Genomic DNA, 20538 nt, shown 5'->3' on the forward strand with positions numbered 1-20538 from the left:
GAGAGGGTGGCAAACCGATCCTTCCCTGGCGGGAGGCGACGGATTGCCACCCTCTCGACGTGAGCCGGCTGGAGCCGTCAGTGCAGCCCGCGCAGCCGCAGGACGACACCGGCGTGGTCGGAGGGCCACAGGCCGGTGGCCGCGTCACGGTCGCGCACCTCGTTGCCGGTGACGGTGCCGCGGTCCACCGCCGAACCACCCCCCGCGGTCCGGGCGAACACCATGTCGATCCGGTGGTCGAAGCCGGCCGCGGTCGCGTCGGTGACACCCTCGGACAGTCCCGAGGTGCAGCCGTCGTCCCGGGCGTCCACCGGGCAGCTGCCCGGCCGCCAGCGCAGCCACTCGTCGGTGAACCCGGTGGCCACGACGAAGTCGTACGGGCCCGAGTGGGGCGTGCCGAGCGGATCGGTGCGCTTGACGCTGTGGTCGAGCGGGTCGGAGTTGCAGTCGCAGACCACCACGGTCGGCTTGTTCGAGGGCGCGGCCGGACCGGCCAGGAGCTCGTGGGCCTGCCCCAACGCGATGTCGGAGCTGGCCGACTCGAGGTGGGTGTTGACGACGCGCACCACGGTCGACCCCGACCGCACGTCTGCCCAGTTGTAGCCGCGGATGAACACGAACGGCACTCCGCCGACGCTGACCGAGAGGCGGGTGACGTACTGCCCACCTCCGCTGGCCTGCACGGTCAGACCGGGGTCGACCCGCACGAGCATCGCGTCACGCATGGTCAGCCGGACGTCGCGTGCGTTGGTCATCGTGCCGTTGAACGGGCTGCCCCTGAACGCGGGGCCCTCCACGTCGGACTCCTGCTGCACGTTGGCCACGCGGTACTGCGCGCCCGTCGCCGCGAGGTCGCTGGTGAACGTCGCCAGGAAGTCGTAGTCGGGGTTGCTCGCGTTCGCGGTGCCGATGGCCCCGAGCTCCAGGGGTCCGCTGCGCCACAGGGCCACCTCCTGCAGGCCCACCACGTCCGGGCGCTGCGAGGCGATCTCGGCGGCCAACAGCTTGCTGCGCACGGGGAAGCTGGTCTGGTCGACCACGGCGCGCAGCTCGTCGTTGGAGTTGCCGAAGGCCACCAGGGCCGCGGCCCCCGTCTTGCCTGCCGTGGCCACCAGGGGCCGGTTGATGTCCCCACCGAGGTAGAGGTTCCGTGTCATCACGGTCAACGGCCGGCCCGGGGCCGCATCCGGGGGAGCGGCCACGGCCGGGGTCGCCACGAAGGCTGCGAGCGCGCTCGCGAGCGCTGCCGTTGCCGCCCAGGCGACAGCCCGGAGAGCGGGACGGGACGGGTGGATGGACATCGTTGGCCTCCCTGCGTCAGGTGTGTGGGCTCATGCTGGTCACTGGCCCACGCCGCGGCAAGGGTCCAATGGCGTAGTTCCGCCGACGGGAGCGCGCCACCAGCCCGGTCATGCAGCCGGCGGGACCACTCACGACCAGCGTTGACAGTCGTGCTTGGCTGGGGCCATGACGGACGCCGTGATCACGGACAACCCCTCCAAGCACCGCTACGAAGCCCACATCGACGGCGTGCTCGCGGGCTTTGCGGCCTACCGGTTCAAGCGCGACCACATCGTCTTCACCCACACCGAGGTGGACGACGCGTTCGCCGGGGAGGGCGTCGGCGCGGCGCTGGCGAAGGGAGCGCTCGACGACGTCCGCGCCAGGGCGGAGCACGACGTCGTGGCGCTCTGCCCGTTCATCTCCGCCTGGATCGCCCGCCACCCCGACTACCAGGACCTCGTGGCGCCCTAGCGGGCCGGTCGGAACCGCGGAGGGGCCCGGCACGTTCGGCCCTGGGGAGCGTTCCCCAGCCCGCGCGTCCACGTCGTCGCGTCGACTCGACTAGCCTAGGTCGGGCCGTTGCCACCCGGATGTCCACGGCTGCGAAACTTCAGGAGATATTGCGTGTCCAAGATCGTCGAAAAGCTGCTGCGTGCCGGTGAGGGCCGCATCCTCAAGAAGCTCCACGGGATCGCCGCCCAGGTGAACTCGATCGAGGAAGACTTCGCCGCCCTCACCGATGCCGAGCTGCGGGCGGAGACCGACGTCTTCCGCAAGCGCCTCGCCGATGGCGAGACGCTCGACGACCTGCTGCCCGAGGCCTTCGCCGCGGTCCGTGAGGCGTCCAAGCGCACCCTCGGCAAGCGCCACTTCGACGTGCAGCTGATGGGTGGCGCCGCGCTCCACCTCGGCAACGTCGCGGAGATGAAGACCGGTGAGGGCAAGACCCTGGTCGCCACCCTGCCGTCCTACCTCAACGCCCTCGAGGGCAAGGGCGTGCACGTCGTCACGGTCAACGACTACCTCGCCGAGTACCAGTCCGAGCTGATGGGCCGCGTGCACCGCATGCTGGGGCTGGAGACCGGCGTCATCCTCGCGTCGATGACGCCGGAGGAGCGTCGCGTCGAGTACGCCAAGGACATCACCTACGGCACCAACAACGAGTTCGGCTTCGACTACCTGCGCGACAACATGGCCTGGTCGGTCGACGAGCTCGTGCAGCGCGGCCACAACTTCGCGATCGTCGACGAGGTCGACTCGATCCTCATCGACGAGGCCCGCACGCCGCTCATCATCAGCGGCCCGGCCGACGCGGCGACCAAGTGGTACACGGAGTTCTCCAAGATCGCCCAGCGGCTGACCCGTGGCGAGCTCGAGTCCGGCGAGGGCGACTACGAGGTCGACGAGAAGAAGAAGACCGTCGGGGTCCTCGAGGCCGGCATCGCCAAGGTCGAGGACTACCTCGGCATCGACAACCTCTACGAGTCCGTCAACACCCCGCTCATCGGCTACCTCAACAACGCCATCAAGGCCAAGGAGCTGTTCAAGCGGGACAAGGACTACGTCAACATGAACGGCGAGATCCTCATCGTCGACGAGCACACCGGCCGCATGCTCGCCGGGCGTCGCTACAACGAGGGGATGCACCAGGCGATCGAGGCGAAGGAGGGCGTCGAGATCCAGAACGAGAACCAGACGCTCGCCACGATCACCCTGCAGAACTACTTCCGCATGTACGACACGCTCTCGGGCATGACCGGCACCGCCCAGACCGAGGCCGCCGAGCTCAACTCGATCTACAAGCTGGGTGTCGTCCCGATCCCGACCAACCGCCCGATGGTCCGCAAGGACCAGGCCGACCTCGTCTACCGCACCGAGGAGGCCAAGTTCTCGGCCGTCGTGGGCGACATCGCCGAGCGGTATGCCGAGGGGCAGCCGGTGCTCGTGGGTACCGTCTCGGTCGAGAAGAGCGAGTACCTCTCCGATCAGCTGCGCCGCAAGGGCGTCCCCCACGAGGTGCTCAACGCCAAGCAGCACGAGCGCGAGGCCGCCATCGTGGCCCAGGCCGGCCGCAAGGGCGCCGTCACCGTCGCCACCAACATGGCCGGTCGAGGCACCGACATCATGCTCGGCGGCAACCCCGAGTTCATGGCGGTCGCCACCCTCAAGCAGCAGGGGCTCGACCCGGTCGAGACGCCGGAGGAGTACGAAGCCGCCTGGGACGAGGCACTGGCCAGGGCCGAGGAGGCCGTCAAGGCCGAGCACGACGAGGTCACCGGCCTCGGTGGGCTCTACGTCCTCGGCACCGAGCGTCACGAGTCGCGTCGCATCGACAACCAGCTCCGTGGTCGCTCCGGCCGCCAGGGCGACCCCGGCGAGTCGCGGTTCTACCTGTCCCTGCAGGACGACCTCATGCGCCTGTTCAACGCCGCCATGGTCGACCGGTTCATGACCACGGCCAAGATGGAGGACGACGTCCCGATCGAGTCCAAGATGGTCAGCCGCTCGATCCAGAGCGCGCAGGGCCAGGTCGAGGGCCGCAACTTCGAGATCCGCAAGAACGTCCTCAAGTACGACGACGTCCTCAACCGCCAGCGCACGGTCATCTACGACGAGCGGCGCCGCGTGCTCGAGGGCGAGGACCTGCACGAGCAGATCCGCCACTTCATCAACGACGTGGTCGGTGGGTACGTCGACGCCGAGACGGCCGAAGGTTTCGCCGACGACTGGGACCTCGACCGCCTGTGGACCGCGCTCAAGACCCTCTACCCGGTGTCGGTGACGCCACAGGACGTCATCGAGGCGGCGGACGGCTCGCTGACCCCCGACAGCCTGCGCGAGGTCATCACCTCCGACGCCCACCACGCCTACGACGAGCGCGAGGCGCAGCTCGGCGAGGAGGTCATGCGTGAGGTGGAGCGACGAGTCGTCCTGTCCGTGCTCGACCGCAAGTGGCGCGAGCACCTCTACGAGATGGACTACCTCCAGGAGGGCATCGGCCTGAGGGCGATGGCCCAGCGCGACCCGCTGGTCGAGTACCAGCGCGAGGGCTTCCAGCTGTTCGAGGCGATGAACGAGTCGATCAAGGAGGAGTCGGTCGGCTACCTGTTCAACGTGCAGGTCGACGTGGACCAGCCGCAGGCCGAGGCGCCGGCGGTCCAGCCGGTCAGCGTCTCCGAGATGCTGGCGGGTTCGGGGCTGTCCTCGGCTGCGCCGCAGGACGACACGGCCCCGCCCGCCACGACGGCTGCCGGCACCCGCGCCAGTGCCTCGTCCGACGGTGCCTCGTCCGATGGGGAAACCGCGGACAGCGTGGAGCGCGTGGGCTCAACCGTCGGTGCGGTCGACCATGCGGTCGACAAGCACCCGACGTTCCGGGCCAAGGGCCTCGAGCAGCCTGAGCGTCGCCCGCAACAGCTGCAGTACTCCGCGCCCAGCGAGACCGGTGACGTCGAGCACCGAGCGGTGGGCTCGGCCGGCGACACGCTCACGGCGGAGCAGCTCAAGGGTGTCTCCCGCAACGGCCCGTGCCCCTGCGGTTCGGGCAAGAAGTTCAAGATGTGCCACGGGAAGTCCTGACGCGACGCTGATCGCGAGGCCCGGCACCTCTGGCCACCGAGATCGGGTGTCGGGCTCGCGGTCGCTCGGGAAGCGGACGATCGGGAAGCGGACGATCGGGAAGCGGACGATCGGCCAGAAGTCGATGGTGCGCGTCAGCCGACCTGGAGGGCCTCGACCCGCCACCGACCGTCGAGGCCGACGAGCCGGAACGCCAGCGCACGCACCCGGCCGCCGTCCACCACGACGGCGCTCGCCTCGGCCACCCCGTCCGCCGGCTCGCAGACCCTCACTCCGCGCACGACGGTGCGTCGCGTCGACGTGGTCCCGCGCCGAGCCGAGACGGCGGCGCGCCGGGCCACTGCGGCATACACCTCGGGGGTCGTCCAGCGGAGCACCTGTGGTGCGGGGCGGGCCCCGGCCATGACTTCCACGAGCCCCTGGGCGATGTGGCCGGCCCACTCACGGGGATCGGGCAGGTCGTCACGGCGGGTGGGTCGCTCCCCGAAGAGCTGGTCGTCGGTCAGGCTGTCGAAGTCGATCGCCAGGGCGTCCTGGACGTAGCTGGGCGACCCCAGGTCGTCGGGCAGCCACGACTCGGTCTCCGACAGCACTGGCGGTCGGGTGCGCGGCGCCGGCACGATGCGCAGGGGCGTGAGTCGCCCGACAGGTGGTCGACCTGCCGATGTGCTGGTCGCCCCGGTCATCGCCCAGCTCCGGACTGCTCGCTGGCTGAGGCTGCGGCCGGGTTCGGGGGCCGCAGGATCTGGCCGGGCAGGATCAGGTCGGGGTCGTCGCCGATCACCGTGCGGTTGGCGTGGTGCCAAGCCGGCCACGCGTCCGCGACCTCCGCGTCAGAGGCGTCCGCCCCGAGCTGGCGGCGGACGATGTCCCACAACGTGTCGCCCCGGTGGACGACGACTTCAGCCGCCGGGTGCGAATCCACGCTTCCCGTCACCAGGCTCGAGGCGGGTTGGGGTCGCTGGAGGGGCCGAGAGGGAGTCCACCCCGGGGCCGGGGACGGGGTGGTCGAATGAGCTGAGGAGGTGGCCGTGAAGGCGGGGGCCAGGGTGGCCCGGGCTGCGTGCGGTGCAGTCGAGCCATCAGCGATGGCGGCCACCGGCGTCAGGGAGGCTCCCACGACAGCGCCCACGACTGCGGCGGCGAGCCGTCGGGAGACCGCCGGAGCCCAGGCGGCGGCGCACCGGTCGGTTGCGTCGCCGAGCTTGCCCGGCAGGTGCGCCAGCACCGCGGCACCAGTGCTGACGGCGAGCCAGGCGCCAAGCACTGTCGCTGCGGTCAGGACCACGAGCGTCAGTGCCTCGGGGAGGCTGGTGGGCCCCGGTGCGACGACGACCCGCCACTGCGCGCCGACGGCGAGGCACAGCAGGACGTCGACGAAACCGAGCACCCCCAGTGCTGTCATCGTGCCCAGTGCGATGCGGATGCCGCGGCTCATGATCCCCCCCGGGAGTGCGTTTACATGCGTTTGCTTACGTTGAACCATATCGACGTGCACTTGCAGATGGCAAGGGGGTGCCGCGCTAGAGTCGGTCGGCACCCGGGTCTCGCCTCCGGGCGAGTCCCAGGGGAACAGCGGCGAGAACAGGCACGAGGGGGGACACACGATGCGTTGGGACGCCCTGTTCGCGGATCTGGCTGCCCAGTGGGAGGCAGAGTCCAGGCGAGAGCTGGACGCCGAGGTGGCCGACCGGACCAGGCGCGAGCGCGCCTCGGTGGGCCTCTACGAGCGGCTGGCAGCGGCGGGCGCCGACCCGGTGACGGTGTCGCTGCGCAGCGGCGCCGTCGCGCGGGGTCGCGTCAGCGATGTGGGCGACGGGTGGCTCCTGCTCGCGGCCGAGGCGAGCGTGCCACAGGCGGGGCCGTCCCCTGGTCCGGCGCTCATCCCGTTCGCGGCCGTGACGGCTGTGGCCGGGCTGTCGGCGCGCGTCGCAGGGACTGCCACTGGGCGCAGGTTCGGGTTGGGTTACGCCCTGCGGGGGCTGAGCCGGGACCGTTCGGTCGTGCTCCTGACGGACCTCACGGGCGCCGTCGTCGCCGGAACGATCGACGCGGTCGGCCTGGACGTGCTCGAGCTGAGCGAACACGCCGCGGACCTGCCGAGGCGTGCCGAGAACGTCACGGGGCGCCGACTCGTCCCCTTCTCCGCCGTGGTCCTGCTGCGCCCTGCGTAGGCCTGACCTCCACGACCCCCATCCCCCCGGACGGCGGCCTGCGCAGGGCGCAACGACTCAGTCCTGACCCTGTCCGAAGGGGTGCGCCGCGACGAAGGTCTTCGTCTCGCTGTACATCCGCTGGATGTACCCCTCGAGCTCGGCGACCTCGACGCGCCACTGACCGCGGCCGCCGACCTTGATGGCCGGCAGTTCGCCGGATCGGACCAGGGCGTAGGCCTGGGCGGATGAGATATCGAGCACTTCCGAGACCTCAGCCAGCTGAATGAAGCGCTTAGCCACGTCAATCCCCTCTACTTTCCGCCAGCCGACTTGACTGGATGCAGACGTTCCCTTGACCGAATTTTTACCATGTTCTTGTGGCTGCGTCTGGTCGATGAGCAGATTCTGGCATCTATAGCCGTTTGGGGGAGTTGGCCTGCCGACCATGTGGATGACCCGCGAACCTGTGGATTCACCCGGCGCTGGACCACCTCGTGCGTCATGATGTCCCGGCGGGTGCGGCCGACGTGGCTGGAAAAGGCTGATCGAGGGGACATCGCCATGACCGACCTGCCCATGCCGACGGCTGCAAGGCTCCAGAAACCGCGCTGGCGAGACACCCGGCTCGTGGTGGGCCTGCTGCTGGTGCTCGCGTCGGCGGCCCTCGGCTCGTTCGTGGTCGCCCATGCCGACGACCGCACTGCCGTGTATGCCGCGCGCGGGCCGCTGGTGCCCGGGCAGCACCTGGGTGAGGACAACCTCACCCGGGTCGACGTGCGGCTGGGTTCCGAGCTGTCGCGCTACCTGCAGGCCACGGCGGAGCCGGCGCCCGACCGGTACGTGCTGCGTGAGGTCGGCGCCGGCGAGCTCGTTCCCGCCGCGGCGGTGGGGGGCAGGGACCAGGTCGGCGTCCAGCCGCTGACCCTCTCGGTCGACGGCGGCGCTGCGGCGGCGCTGCGTGTCGGCTCCCGGGTCGACGTCTACGTCAACCCGGTCGATGCGGGCGCGGCCCCGGGGGGCAAGGCCTTCGCCGGGCCCGCGCTGGCCCTCGAAGGCGTGTCGGTCTCGAGCCTGCCCAAGACGAGTGGGGGCCTGGGAGGCGGCGCATCCGGCGATCGTCCCATCCAGGTGATGGCTCCCACTGCGCAGATCAAGGAGCTCATCGCAGCGGTCGACCTCGGCGCGCGCATCACGGTCGTCCCCGTCGCGGGGACGTCGCTGCGGGTCGACCAGTGACCCGTTCGGTCATCGCCGCGCTCAACGGCGCGTGGGAGTCCGAGCTGGTGACGGCCTTCGAAGCCACTGCCGGCTACACGATGGCAAGACGCTGCGCCGACCTGCCCGACCTGCTGGCCGCGGCGGCTGCCGGGTTCGGCCAGGTCGCGCTCGTGTCGGCCGACCTGCGTGCCCTCGACCGGCCGGCGCTGCACGAGCTCGCCAGCCATGGTGTCGACGTGGCAGGGGTTGTCGCCCCCGGCGACGACCAGGGGGAGCGACGGCTCCGCCAGCTCGGTCTGACCGTGGTGCTCAGGGCCGACCAGGCCAGTCACGAGATCGACGACGTCCTCGACTCCCTCGACCTCCCGGGCGCACTCGATGCCGGTGAGGTTGTCTCGGTGGTCCTCGGGGACGACCCGGAGGCGGCCGGGCCGATCGTGGCGGCCAAGGTCATCGCCGTCTGGGGACCCACGGGCGCCCCGGGTCGCAGCACTGTCGCGCTCAACCTCGCGGCGGAGCTGGCTCGTAGCGCGTCCACCCTCCTCGTCGACTGCGACACCTACGGCTCGTCGGTCGCGCAGTCCCTCGGCCTCCTCGACGAAGCTCCTGGGGTGGCGGCCGCCGCGCGAGCGGCTGACCAGGGCGCCCTCGACCTCGCAGCACTGGCTCGTATCGCTCCCGAGGTGTTTCCTGGCCTGCGGGTGCTGACCGGCATACCCCGCGCCGAGCGCTGGACCGAGCTGCGCGCGCCGTCGGTGGCGCATGTGCTCACCGTCGCACGCCAGCTGGGCCAGTTCGTCGTGATCGACTGCGGCTTTGCGATCGAGGACGACGAAGAGCTCTCCTACGACACCCTCGCCCCCCGACGCAACGCCGCCACCCTCACCGCTCTCGGGTGTGCCGACGAGCTCCTCGTGGTCGGTTCGGCGGATCCGGTGGGCCTGCAACGACTGGTCCGGGCCGTCCAGGACCTCGCGGCCGTGCCTTCGCCGCCCCCGCGAGTGGTCGTCAACAGGGTGCGTGCCTCGGCAGTCGGCACCCGACCCGAGCGGCGGATCGCCGAGGCCCTCGGCCGGTTCGCCGGCATGGACGGCCTCACCTACCTGCCCTGGGACCAGGACAGCCTCGACGGAGCCATGTTCGCCGGGGCGTCGCTGGCCGAGTTCGCCCCCCAGAGCGAGCTGCGCCACGCGATCGCGTCGCTGACCACCGCGTATGCCGGGTCCGCACCCGAGCGCCGGCGCCGCCGGCGCCGCTGACCTCAGGAGCTGAACAGCAGGGTGAGACCCCCGACGGTGTAGCCGACCATCAGCACGAGGAGGGGTACCTGGCCCAGCACGGCGGCCCGGCGGGGAAACAACGAGACGGCCCGCTCGTGGGCGGCGACGACGCCCAGCACGTGGCCGGTGATGATGGCGACGACCTGGATGCCGGCCACGAGCCCGGGCGCGATCAGCGACGCCGACGGGGTCACGCCTGCAGTTCCGAGCCAGTTCGCGCCGGTCCCCAAGGGGTCTGACATCTTGGCGAGGCCGTTGGTGCCCTCCCAGACCCACAGCGACCAGTAGTGCGCGACGAGGTACCCGGCCGCGATCGGGATGAGCGAAGGCGCGAAGGCCGAGGCCACCCCGCGCACGCTGACTCCGGCGAGCCGCGCGGAGAGGACGGCCGCGGCATACAGGGTGGCGGCGACGACGAGGCTGAACGCGACCAGCGCACCGGTCTCCCACACCCTGGCCGGGAGGCTGGAGGACTGGACGAAGGTGTACCAGCGGGTCTCTCCCGAGAAGCCGTCGTAGGCAGTCGTCCCGAGCATCACCGAGCAGACCGCCAGCAGTCCCGGTGCGGCGCCGAGCTCGAGCGGGCCGTGCAACGGGGTGCGCAGCACCCATCGACGGTCGGCCCGCCGCCCGAGCGTGCTGAGGGTTCCGTAGAGAGAGGACCACGCGGTGAACGGGTCGCCGCGACGCAGGTAGGGAGCGCCGAACGCCATCGCCAGCACCAGGCTGAGGACGAGGTAGCCGAGGATCGCCACCCGCAGCACGGGAAGGTCCGCGTTGTTCGGTGCGATCAGCTCCAGCCAGGCGAAGGCGAGCAGTCCCGTTGCCGCAGGCCAGTACCCGAGCCGGTACTCGGCGAGCGCGAAGTCCGGCTCGATCCGCAACAGGGCCAGGATCCCACGGTGCAGCCAGCGCACGGGGTTGACGAGGCGCCAGACGCCGCCGAAGACCATCGAGATGAAGGCCAGCCCCACCCACAGCCAGACGTAGACGACCGACGGCACCGGGTTGTTCGCGTTGTCCTTGCCCAGGCTGAGTGCCACGAGCGCCCAGCCGGTGATCGCCAGGGACGCGATGACGAACAGTCCGCGCACCGCCGCGCTGTCGAGGGCCAGGGCGAGCATCATCGGCAGCAGTCGGCCGTCCTCGGGCCGCAGCCTGGGTTGTTTCCACAAGGCGCCGAGCGCCACGAACGAGACGACGAGCGCCAGACCCGCGCCGATCAGCAGGAGGGTGAACGGCAGCGGAAGGTCCTCGCGTGACCCGACCCCGTGGGCCGGCAGCGCGGCGAGTGCTGCCAGGGTCACTTGACGGCGATCTTCAGGAGGCGCAGCTCGGGGTGGTGGGTCTCGACGTCGTAGACGCCTGGCTGGGCTCCGGTGACGGTCACGGAGAGCGGCTTCCCGGCGACCACGTCCTTCTCGATCTCGAACCCGTGGAGGTGCAGCTGGTCGGCGTGGTCGCTGGTCACGGTCAGCGTGAGCGACTGGCCGACGCCGAGGTCGACCGTGGTCGGGGGTGGCGACACCTTGTTGCCCGTCACCGTGATGTCGATCGTGCGAGCGGCGGTGCTCGATTCGCTGGACGTGCTCGAGGACGACGTGCTCGAGGACGACGAGCTCGACGACGAGCTGCTCGTCGTGCCCACGACCGGGTCGTCGCCGGCCCCACCGCAGGCGGTGAGGGATGCGGCGATGGCCAGCCCGGCGGCATACGAAATGGGCCGGCGCAGAGTCATCTTCGTCACGAACCCGAGTCTAAACAGCGCCATCTGACACGATGAGCGGGTGCCTGACCGCCTGAACTCCCTCGACGCGTCGTTCCTCTACCTCGAGGAGGCGACCACGCCGATGCACGTGGGTTCGGTCATGGTGTTCGACCCGCCGAGCGACGGGTTCGACTACGACCGGCTCGTGCAGCTCATCTCGACGCGGATCGCGTTCGTGCCGCGCTACCGCCAGCGGATCCGCCAGGTCCCCGGGCGGCTCGCCAACCCGGTGTGGGTCGACGACGAGAACTTCGACGTGACCTACCACGTGCGCCGCTCAGCGCTCCCGAAGCCGGGCAACGACGAGCAGCTCCAGGAGTTCGTCGCCCGGATCCAGCCGCGGGCCCTCGACCGCAGCAGGCCGCTCTGGGAGGTCTACCTCGTCGAGGGGCTGGACGAGGGCCGCTTCGCCATCGTCACCAAGTCGCACCAGGCCCTCGTCGACGGCATCAATGCCGTGGACATCGCGCACGTCATCGTCGACGGCGACCCGGCGGCCGAGGGGCTGGTCACCGACACCTGGCGCCCGTCGCGTGAGCCCAGCGACATCGAGCTGCTCACCGGCGCCCTCGTCGATGCGGTGCGTCGTCCGAGCGAGGTCGTCGAGAACATCCGCGGCGGCATCGTCGACGTCAAGGCGGTGGGCACTCGCGCCCTTACTGCCGCAGGCGATGTCGTGGCGACGCTGGCTCGCACCGCCGCCAGGCCGGCGCCGCACTCACCGCTCAACGCCTCGGTGGGAGAGGCGCGTCGCTACGTGATGATCGGCACCGACCTCGAGGACTACCGCAAGGTTCGCAGTCGGCTCGCGCGCGGCAACTACGCCGACGACGTCGCCATCAACGACGTGGTGCTCGCGACCATCTCGGGCGCCTTCCGCACCTGGCTGCTGACCCGGGGCGAGTCCGTCCACTCGGGCACGACGGTCCGGGCGATGGTGCCGGTCAGCGTCTACGACGCGGACGCACGACACCTCGGCAGCCGCCTCACGGCCTGCTTCGTCGACCTTCCCGTGGGCGAGCCGGGTCCGTCCATGCGGCTGCACCAGATCGCGTTCGCGATGCGTCAGCAGATGGAGGGCGGCCAGGCGGTCGGTGCCGAATCGCTTGCAGGACTGGCAGGATTCGCGCCCCCGACCCTCCACTCGCTCGGCGCACGCCTTGGCTCCGCCATGTCGCGACGCCTGTTCAACGTCGTGATCACCAACGTCCCCGGACCACAGCACACCTTGTATGCCGGTGACGCGCGGATGTTGTCCACCTATCCCGTGATGCCGCTCGCCAAGGGTCAGGCGCTGTCGATCGGGCTGACGTCCTATGACGGCGGGGTCTACTACGGCCTCAACGCCGACCGCGACTCGATGCCCGACATCGACGTGCTCGGGCAGAGCATCGTCGACTCCCTCGGTGAGCTGCTCGACAGCCACCGGTCCAAGGCGCGATGACCAGCTCCCGCCCAGGCGCCGCGCGTTCCGGCAGCAAGGGTCCGCGCCGAGGGCTGGTGCTCGGTGGCGGTGGCGTGCTCGGTGCCGCCTGGATGGTCGGGGCGCTCAAGGCCCTCGAGGACGAGCTCGGCGTCGACGCGCGCGAGTTCGACGAGTTCGTGGGCACGTCGGCCGGTTCGGTGCTTGCCGGTCTCCTCGCCTCCGGTGTCTCGGTCTCGGACCTGCTCGTGCACCAGCTCGAGGGTGCCATCGGCCTGGGCCCCTTGGCGGGATACTCCTGGGACTACGAGAAGGACACCGGTGGGGACCGTCCCGGCCTGCCCAAGGTGGGGTTCGGATCGCGAGAGCTGTTGCGGCGCAACGCCCTCAACCTGCGGCACCTGCCGCCCACGGCGGTCCTGTCGGCCATCCTTCCCGAGGGTCGCGGCAGCATCGAGGCGGTCGGCGCCCTCGTCGGCCACGTCGTGCCGCGCGGATGGCCCAAGCGGTCCGGACTCACGGTCGTCGCCCTCGACTTCGACACGGGGGAGCGGGTGGCGTTCGGTCGGGCGGGTTCTCCGGTGGTGGACCTCTCGGCAGCGGTGATGGCGTCGTGCGCCATCCCTGGCTGGTACCAGCCGGTGCGGATCGGAGAGCACCGGTACATCGACGGCGGTGCCTGGTCGTCCACCAACCTCGACCTGATGACCGGCCTCGGGCTGGACGAGGTCTACGTCCTCGCGCCGCAGGTCAGCTTCGTCCGCGACGCGCCGACCCACTGGCGCACGCGGGTGGAGCGCCAGTGGCGCAACCGGGTGACCCTGCGGGTGCTGCGCGAGCTGGCCAAGGTCCACGGCGACGGTGCCGAGGTGACGGTGCTCGGTCCCGGCGAGGAGGACCTCGAGGCGTTCGGCTCCAACCTGATGGACGTCAGCCGCCGCCCCAGGGTCATCGCCACGTCCCTGCGCACCTCCGCCGTCGCGCTGCACGACCCTGCCCCCCTGCCCGACCGGTCCGCCTTCGAAGATGTTGGATGAGAGAACAATGACGCAGACCCGGATCTACGTGCCGCTCCTCCCCGACGCCTTGCGTCGGCTCGCCGCCGAGCGGCAGATCGGGCCCGCGCCGGTCGCCGCCTTCGGCGTCACCGAACGCGTCGAACGTGCCGACCCGACCGGCCTGGAGGAGGAGTGGGAGTATGCCGCGCTGACCGAGGCCGTCGAGGCCGCGGCCGGGCTCCAGGGCACCAGTGTCGCCAAGCGGGTGGTGGCCGCCGCCGACGTCGACCCGGGGTCGGTGTCGACCGACGGTGCTCGAGAGGGCCTGGGGGCGGTGACCGTGTCGACCCCGGTGCCGCTGTCGCGGATCGTGTCCTTCCACCTCGACGAGACCGCTGGCGACCAGGGCATGGAGGACCTCCTCTGGTACGACGCCACCGAGCTCGACGAGGTGCTTCGCCTCCTCTGACGGGGTCGGCACGGCTGGGCGGATACGGAAAACGCTGGTTCCACGGGCCGTCCGACCACCCCGATGCTCGTGGCAGGGAGTCGGGAGGCGATGTTTTGGGCGACGCGGAGCGCCAGTCCAGGCTGTCCGAAGCCATGGCCGCAAACCTCGCAGGCTCGACGATCCCGCACGTCGTCGTGATCCTCCCCGCCTTCAGCCTGGCCGACAGCCTCCTGGCGCACTACGCAACCCGCCTCGGCGCCTACGAGCACCGCTACCTGCTCACCGCCCTGATGATCCCCAGGATTCCCGGCTGCGAGCTGGTGTTCGTGACCTGTCAGGCCCCGGAGCCCGAGGTCCTCGAGTACTACGACCGCCTCGGGTCGCCTGACCGCCCGGGGGGCATGCTCGAGCGGCTGCACGTCGTCACCGTCAACGACCACACTGCGCGCGGCGTGTCGGCCAAGCTGCTCGACCGGCCGGACGTCATGCAGCAGCTGCGCCGGCTGACCGAGGACCGACTCACCGTGATCGAGCCCTGGAACGTCACCGACACCGAGCTCGAGGTGGCGCGGGCGATCGGGGCGCCGATCAACGGCACCGATCCAGGGCTGTGGCCGCTGGGCTTCAAGAGTGCCGGGCGCAGGCTCTTCCACGAGGTCGGCGTGCCCACGCCGGCCGGCATCGAGGACGTCCACGACGTGGCAGGCGTTGCCCGGGCGGTCGCGGAGATCCGCCGGACCAGACCCGAGCTCTCGTCCGTGGTCGTCAAGCACGACAACAGCGGAGCAGGTGACGGCAACGTCGTGGTCGCCGTCCGTGACGCGTCCGGCCACGCCATCGAACCCGCCGATCTCGTCGTCGCGCTCGAGCAGTCCCTCCCGCCGTGGTACCTCGCCGACCTCGACGCCGGTGCAGTGGTCGAGGAGCTGCTGGTGGGTCGTCGCGTGCAGAGCCCCAGCGCCCAGGTGGACGTCCTGCCGGACGGCTCCGTGCGCGTGGTGTCGACCCACGAGCAGATTCTCGGTGGCGACAACGGTCAGGTCTACTCGGGCTGCCGCTTCCCGGCGGACCCCGCCTACGCCGCGCGGCTCGGCGAGTACGCCGTGGCCGTGGGTAGGTGGCTGGCCGACCGGGGAGCCCGTGGTCGGCTCGGCATCGACTTCCTCGCGGTGCGGCGCCGGGGCCAGTGGGACGTGCATGCGCTGGAGGTCAACCTGCGCAAGGGCGGCACCACACACCCGTTCGCCGCCCTGCGCCACCTGGCGCCGGGGACCTACGACGCCGCGACCGGGACCTACGACCTGCACGATGGGACCGGCCGGCGATGCTACCGCTCCTCGGACGGGTTCATGGACCCGTCGTGGACCAGCCTCAGGCCGAGACAGGTCATCGACGCGGTCGCCGCTGCGGGCCTGGAGTTCGACCCGGTCCGACGAGTCGGTGTCGTCCTGCACATGCTCAGCTGCCTGCGCGTCGACGGCAGGCTGGGGGTGACAGCCATCGCCGCCGATCCCGGCGAGGTCGAGCGCCTCTATGGGGCCGACCGAGCAGGTCGTGTCGTCCCTCGTGAAAGCCTGACGCGTCCTCCGAACAACGGGGGATCGGGCCGACGCTCAGAACTGGTCGGCGAGCCAGGGGTCGACCAGCGCGTGGAAGGCCTCGGGCACATCCCGGCGGACGCAGTGGTCGGCGTCCAGCACCTCGATCCGCACGTGCGGGTTGCCGATCGCCTTCGCACGCAGTCTGATCGGCTCAGGCAGCAACGTCGAACGCTCGCCGATGACGACCAATGTCGGCACCTCGATCGCAGCGACGAACTCCTCCCACGGCCGCGTGAAGGAGGCGACTCCGAGGCCCAGGAAGTCGAGGTCGACCTCGGTCTTGGCCTGCGCCCACGGGGCGAACTCCTCCTCGGGCCAGGTGGGGTTGTCCTCCCGACCCTGGGCGAGCTGGCCCTGGGGGTCGTCGACGAAGGCCCGACAGTCTGCGATCCGCTCGGCGACGACAGACGGGCCCTGCACCCGGAGCTCGGGGTCGCGCCAGGCGGGCTCCTCGAGGACTGCGGCCCGCACGAGGTCGGGGCGGCGAGCGGTCAGGGCTGTCGCGATACCGCCACCCATCGAGTGCGCCACGAGGGCCACGGGACCACTGGCCGAGGCGAGGTGCTCCAGCGTCGCGAGCGCGGCGGCATACATGTGCTCGATCGGGTCCTCGGAGGCGCGCTGCTCCGGCGTGAAGCGTGGGGAGCGGCCGTGGCCGAGCAGGTCCAGCCCGACGACGCGGTAGCTGGGTGACCAGCGGCGCACGGCATCGGGCCAGCAGTCGGCGGAGTCGCCCAGCCCGTGCAGCAGCACGATCGTCGGGGTGGCTGGGTCGGCGGATCCGGACCAGCGGTAGGCGAGGTCGGCGGCGTCGAGGGCGGGCGGCATACGTGACACCATAGGTGGGCGCTGCGCTGCCCCAGAGAGCTGTTTGGACTGCAGCCGCGCCCGAGCCACCGAAGCGACCCCGAGGAGCCTGCCCACATGGATGCCGTCACCCAGGTGCCCGTCCCCGTCAACGAAACCGTCCTGGACTACGCGCCGGGCAGCCCCGAGCGCGCCTCGCTCGAGGTCGCCCTCGCAGAGCTGGGCAGCGCGAGCATCGACCTGCCGCACACCATCGCCGGCAAGCGGGTCATGGGGGCGGGCAAGAAGATCGAGGTGCGGCAGCCGCACGCCCGGCGCAAGGTCCTCGGCACGATGCGCAACGCCACGGTCGGCGACGCCCAGTCGGCGGTCGACGCGGCGAAGGCGGCGGCCCCCGGGTGGCGCGCCCTGTCCTTCGACGACCGGGCGGCGATCCTGCTCAAGGCCGCCGAGCTGCTGTCCGGACCGTGGCGGGCCCACCTCAATGCCGCGACGATGCTCGGACAGTCCAAGACGGCCTACCAGGCGGAGATCGACGCGGCCTGCGAGCTCATCGACTTCTGGCGGATCAACGTGCACTTCGCGCGCCAGATCCTCGCCGAGCAGCCTCCGCTGAACTCCAAGGGCATCTGGAACCGCACCGACCACCGGCCGCTCGAGGGCTTCGTCTACGCGATCACGCCGTTCAACTTCACGGCCATCGCGGGCAACCTCCCCACCGCACCGGCCCTCATGGGCAACACCGTCGTGTGGAAGCCGAGCCCGACCCAGCAGTTCGCCGCCAACCTGACGATGGCGCTGCTCGAGGCAGCGGGCATGCCGCCCGGGGTCATCAACATGGTCACCGGCGACGGCCTCAACGTCTCGAAGGTCGCGCTGGCGGACCGTGATCTCGCCGGCATCCACTTCACCGGTTCGACCCCGACGTTCCAGCACCTGTGGCAGGAGGTCGGCGCCAACCTGCCGAACTACCGCACCTACCCGCGCCTGGTGGGCGAGACCGGAGGCAAGGACTTCATCCTCGCGCACCCGTCGGCCGACCCGGATGTGTTGCGGACAGCCATGATTCGCGGTTCGTTCGAGTACCAGGGCCAGAAGTGCTCGGCCGCCTCACGTGCCTATGTGCCCCGGTCGCTGTGGAAGAAGATCAAGGCAGACCTGGTGTCGATCACCAATGGCCTGACCCAGGGCGACGTCACTGACCTGTCCAACTTCATGGGTGCGGTCATCGACGAGCGGGCCTTCGCCAAGCACAGCGCCGCGATCGACCGGGCCCACGCGACTCCCGGCGTGGACGTCGTCGCCGGTGGCACCTACGACGACAGCGAGGGCTGGTTCGTCCGCCCGACCGTCCTGGAGATCGACGACCCCACCGACGAGTCGTTCCGGACCGAGTACTTCGGCCCGATCCTGTCGGTGCACGTCTACCCGGACCGCCAGTACGACAAGGTGCTCGACCAGATGGAGAGCTTCGCGCCGTTCGGCCTGACTGGCTCGATCATCGCCCAGGACCGCATGGTCATCGCCGACGCCACGCACCGGTTGCGCTTCGCCGCGGGCAACTTCTACGTCAACGACAAGCCAACGGGTGCCGTCGTCGGGCAGCAGCCGTTCGGTGGCGGACGCGCGTCGGGCACCAACGACAAGGCCGGCGCGGCCCAGAACCTCCTGCGGTGGACGAGCGCGCGCTCGATCAAGGAGACCTTCAACCCGCCCACGCAGCACGCCTACCCGCACATGGGCTGAGGACTCGCCAACACACGGAAGGGCTTGGAACCGTTGTGGTTCCAAGCCCTTCCGTATGCCGCGCGCGGACACGCGGCGTTCCTCACCGCTAGCGGGCGAGCCATTCCTGCGCGGTCGTCGCCTCGATGTCGATGGCCTCCTCGATCGGCGGGGCGGCAGCCTTCTCGATCTTGCCGCCGATGAGCGGGACCTTGGCCTTGAGCTCGGCCTCGAGCTGCTCGACCGTGCCCGCCCCTCCAGGAGCGATCGCCAGCGTCCCCGTGAGGGCGATCGGGGCCCCGGCAACGGCCATGGCGACGGTGCCGCGGCGGCTCCCGTCGGGCCCTGCCGGGCCCCAGTCCTGGGTCTCGGTGACCTTGAGGGTCTCGCCCACCATCGACTTGGCGAAGTCGGGCAAGCCGTCGCTCGGCAGGATGCGCATGGTCGTGATGACGGTGTGGTCCCCGACGGTCTCGACGCCTGCGGAGTGCTTGATGGCTGCCGTGGCGGCGCACTTCGCCTCCTGGAACTTCACGTCCGACAGGACCGCGAACACCTCCTCCGGGCTGGCGGCGTACTCGATCGACTTGGCGATCTTCATGCGTCTTCTCCTGTCGCGGGTCTGTGCCCGCCGTGCGGCGGACGTCGCGTCGTCAGCGTAGCCACGTCATCGTGAGGACCGCGACGACACCAGCCGCAGACGCACGGGCTGACCGGGGACGAGCTGGGCGGCTGCGTCGGCGGAGCGGGACGTGAGGACTCCGACGACGGGGTAGCCACCGGTGACCGGGTGGTCGGCGAGGAACAGAACTGGATGCCCGTCGGCCGGCAGCTGCACGGCTCCGCGGACGACGCCTTCGCTGGGCAGCTCTCGGCCCTCGAACCCGGCCGCACGGCTGAGGGTGGGGCCGTCCAGACGCACCCCGACGCGGTCACTCGCGGCGTCCACGAGCCAGGCGGGTTCGGTGAGCGCGGCGAGGTCGCCGAGCCAGTCGCTCCGGGGTCCCGGTGCCAGGTCGAGCGTCGCGGTGCCGGCAGAGGGCACGACCACGGGGGCGACGTCGACGAGGGGTTCGCCCGCAGTGAACCCGACCGGGAGCAGGTCGCCCTCCCGAAGTGGGGCCGGGCCGATGTGGGAAAGCGTGTCGTACGAACGGGATCCGAGGACCGATGACACTGTGATGCCGCCCCGGACGCTGACATAGCTGCGAACGCCAGCGGTCGGGGGCCCGACCGTCAGGACCGAGCCGTCGCGCACCAGGAACGGCGCGGCATACCCGACGGGGGTCCCGTCGACGGTGGCCGGGCCCGGCGCACCGGTGAGGACCATGGTGACGCTGCCGTGCGCCCGCAGGGTGAGCCCGCCGTGGTGGCACTCCAGCGCGGCGCGGTCAGTGGGTTGGCCGAGGAGCCGCGCGCCGAGCGTGAAGGCGCCCAGGTCGGCCGCGCCCGACGGGCCCACGCCGAGCGATGCCAGGCCCGGCCGGCCCAGGTCCTCGACGAGGGTGAGCGGCCCCGGCGTCACCACCTCGAGGCGGGCGTATGCCGGGTGCCCGCCTTCCGTCATCGGTCGCCTCCGGCGTCGACGAACCTGACGAGCAGCCCAGGTCGCAGCAGCGCCGGGGGTTCGCGGTCGAGGTCCCACAGCACCTCGTCGGTGTGGCCGATCAGCTGCCACCCACCGGGGGAGGACCGTGGATAGACCCCGCTGAACTCGCCGGCCAGTCCGACCGCGCCGGCCGGGACCCGGGGCCGAGGGGTGGCTCGCCGCGGGACGTCCAGCCGCGGGTCGCCGTCGACGAGGTAGGCGAAGCCGGGGGCGAACCCGGCGAAGCCCACCCGCCAGGGCCGACCGGTGTGGGCGCTCACGACCTCGTCGGGCGTCAGGCCGGTGAGCCGGGCCACGTCGTCGAGGTCGGGCCCGTCGTAGTGCACCGGGATCTCGACGACGTCGCTGTCGTCGGCGTCGGTCAGCACCGACTCCGACGGCAGCTTCGGGTCCCCGGTCCGCGCCGGGAGGCGGTCCGCTCCGGCCAGGAGGCGGTCGACCTCGGGGCGCACGCCGGCGAGGTCACGGGCCGAGGCCGTGACGAGCAGGAGGGTCCGTGCCCCGACCACGGCGTCGAGCAGACCGGGTGGCCGTTCCCGGACCCACAGGTGGTGGTGCAGTGCGAGCACCTCGTCGAGGGAGTCGAGCTCGACGAGGACCGCGTGCTCGCCGCTCGGCAGCACCCGCCCGTTCACGACG

General features: G+C 71.0%; 19 protein-coding genes and 1 pseudogene. 10 read left to right on the top strand and 10 right to left on the bottom strand.

Annotated features, from left to right (window positions below; all coding sequences use genetic code 11):
- Positions 1–77 precede the first annotated feature (77 nt).
- A complete protein-coding gene (locus tag AC1DXJ_RS08160; protein WP_477636793.1) occupies positions 78–1301 on the bottom strand; it encodes an endonuclease/exonuclease/phosphatase family protein in 1224 nt (407 codons plus the stop codon).
- Between the two features lie 166 nt (positions 1302–1467).
- Here AC1DXJ_RS08160 and AC1DXJ_RS08165 point away from each other — a divergent pair, with 166 nt between their 5' ends.
- Positions 1468–1755: a GNAT family N-acetyltransferase gene (locus AC1DXJ_RS08165; protein ID WP_477615033.1), complete on the top strand. Its 288-nt coding sequence runs from the start codon at positions 1468–1470 to the stop codon at positions 1753–1755.
- A 153-nt stretch (positions 1756–1908) separates the two neighbouring features.
- Entirely contained in the window at positions 1909–4863 is a 2955-nt protein-coding gene (secA, locus tag AC1DXJ_RS08170; RefSeq protein ID WP_477636794.1) for a preprotein translocase subunit SecA, read from the top strand.
- Positions 4864–4997: 134 nt separating this feature from the next.
- On the opposite strand, the gene AC1DXJ_RS08175 is transcribed toward secA, so the two are convergent.
- Positions 4998–5456 (bottom strand): Rv3235 family protein, encoded by a 459-nt coding sequence (locus AC1DXJ_RS08175; RefSeq protein ID WP_477615034.1) that lies wholly within the window; start codon positions 5454–5456, stop codon positions 4998–5000.
- Between the two features lie 89 nt (positions 5457–5545).
- Positions 5546–6301, bottom strand: a complete 756-nt coding sequence (locus AC1DXJ_RS08180; protein ID WP_477636795.1) for a LysM peptidoglycan-binding domain-containing protein — start codon at positions 6299–6301, stop codon at positions 5546–5548.
- A gap of 169 nt (positions 6302–6470) precedes the next feature.
- Between AC1DXJ_RS08180 and AC1DXJ_RS08185 the strand changes: the two genes are divergently transcribed.
- On the top strand, positions 6471–7037 hold the full coding sequence (locus AC1DXJ_RS08185) for a hypothetical protein (protein ID WP_477615036.1): 567 nt from the start codon (positions 6471–6473) through the stop codon (positions 7035–7037).
- 57 nt (positions 7038–7094) lie between these two features.
- Here the strand turns inward: AC1DXJ_RS08185 and AC1DXJ_RS08190 are convergent, their stop codons facing one another.
- Positions 7095–7319, bottom strand: coding sequence for a helix-turn-helix domain-containing protein (locus AC1DXJ_RS08190; protein ID WP_477615037.1), 225 nt, complete (start codon positions 7317–7319; stop codon positions 7095–7097).
- Positions 7320–7580: 261 nt separating this feature from the next.
- On the opposite strand from AC1DXJ_RS08190, the gene AC1DXJ_RS08195 reads away from it, so the two are divergent.
- The gene (locus AC1DXJ_RS08195) at positions 7581–8255 is read left to right on the top strand and encodes a hypothetical protein (protein ID WP_477615038.1); all 675 of its coding nucleotides are present in this window, start codon (positions 7581–7583) and stop codon (positions 8253–8255) included.
- Entirely contained in the window at positions 8252–9496 is a 1245-nt protein-coding gene (locus AC1DXJ_RS08200; protein ID WP_477636796.1) for a CpaE/TadZ family protein, read from the top strand. The genes AC1DXJ_RS08195 and AC1DXJ_RS08200 overlap by 4 nt, the downstream gene beginning before the upstream one ends.
- Positions 9497–9498: 2 nt before the next feature.
- Here AC1DXJ_RS08200 and AC1DXJ_RS08205 read toward each other — a convergent pair whose 3' ends face one another.
- Complete coding sequence (locus AC1DXJ_RS08205) at positions 9499–10824, bottom strand: hypothetical protein (RefSeq protein ID WP_477636797.1); 1326 nt, start codon at positions 10822–10824, stop codon at positions 9499–9501.
- A complete protein-coding gene (locus AC1DXJ_RS08210; protein ID WP_477636877.1) occupies positions 10821–11255 on the bottom strand; it encodes a cupredoxin domain-containing protein in 435 nt (144 codons plus the stop codon). The genes AC1DXJ_RS08205 and AC1DXJ_RS08210 overlap by 4 nt, the downstream gene beginning before the upstream one ends.
- A 49-nt stretch (positions 11256–11304) precedes the next feature.
- Here AC1DXJ_RS08210 and AC1DXJ_RS08215 point away from each other — a divergent pair, with 49 nt between their 5' ends.
- The 4 genes and pseudogenes from AC1DXJ_RS08215 to AC1DXJ_RS08230 all read left to right on the top strand — a co-directional run.
- Complete coding sequence (locus tag AC1DXJ_RS08215; protein ID WP_477615041.1) at positions 11305–12729, top strand: WS/DGAT/MGAT family O-acyltransferase; 1425 nt, start codon at positions 11305–11307, stop codon at positions 12727–12729.
- Positions 12726–13745, top strand: a complete 1020-nt coding sequence (locus tag AC1DXJ_RS08220; RefSeq protein ID WP_477615042.1) for a patatin-like phospholipase family protein — start codon at positions 12726–12728, stop codon at positions 13743–13745. Before AC1DXJ_RS08215 ends, AC1DXJ_RS08220 begins: the two co-directional genes overlap by 4 nt.
- Before the next feature lie 7 nt (positions 13746–13752).
- Complete coding sequence (locus AC1DXJ_RS08225; protein WP_477615043.1) at positions 13753–14175, top strand: DUF6912 family protein; 423 nt, start codon at positions 13753–13755, stop codon at positions 14173–14175.
- Between the two features lie 1331 nt (positions 14176–15506).
- Positions 15507–15680 (top strand): annotated as a pseudogene (locus AC1DXJ_RS08230) (peptide ligase PGM1-related protein); the annotation flags it as partial.
- Between the two features lie 90 nt (positions 15681–15770).
- Here AC1DXJ_RS08230 and AC1DXJ_RS08235 read toward each other — a convergent pair.
- Positions 15771–16598 carry an alpha/beta fold hydrolase gene (locus tag AC1DXJ_RS08235; RefSeq protein WP_477636878.1) on the bottom strand — a complete coding sequence of 276 codons (828 nt, stop codon included), beginning with the start codon at positions 16596–16598 and terminating at the stop codon, positions 15771–15773.
- A gap of 84 nt (positions 16599–16682) precedes the next feature.
- Here AC1DXJ_RS08235 and pruA point away from each other — a divergent pair, with 84 nt between their 5' ends.
- Positions 16683–18311, top strand: coding sequence for an L-glutamate gamma-semialdehyde dehydrogenase (gene pruA / locus AC1DXJ_RS08240; protein ID WP_477615046.1), 1629 nt, complete (start codon positions 16683–16685; stop codon positions 18309–18311).
- A gap of 88 nt (positions 18312–18399) precedes the next feature.
- Here the strand turns inward: pruA and AC1DXJ_RS08245 are convergent, their stop codons facing one another.
- The 3 genes from AC1DXJ_RS08245 to AC1DXJ_RS08255 form a co-directional block, all read right to left on the bottom strand.
- Positions 18400–18891 carry a DUF2505 domain-containing protein gene (locus tag AC1DXJ_RS08245; RefSeq protein ID WP_477615047.1) on the bottom strand — a complete coding sequence of 164 codons (492 nt, stop codon included), beginning with the start codon at positions 18889–18891 and terminating at the stop codon, positions 18400–18402.
- A 66-nt stretch (positions 18892–18957) separates the two neighbouring features.
- Entirely contained in the window at positions 18958–19857 is a 900-nt protein-coding gene (locus AC1DXJ_RS08250) for a 5-oxoprolinase subunit C family protein (RefSeq protein ID WP_477615048.1), read from the bottom strand.
- Positions 19854–20534: a 5-oxoprolinase subunit B family protein gene (locus AC1DXJ_RS08255; RefSeq protein WP_477615049.1), complete on the bottom strand. Its 681-nt coding sequence runs from the start codon at positions 20532–20534 to the stop codon at positions 19854–19856. The genes AC1DXJ_RS08250 and AC1DXJ_RS08255 overlap by 4 nt, the downstream gene beginning before the upstream one ends.
- Positions 20535–20538 lie beyond the last annotated feature (4 nt).

The organism is Pedococcus sp. P2_D9 (assembly GCF_056404275.1).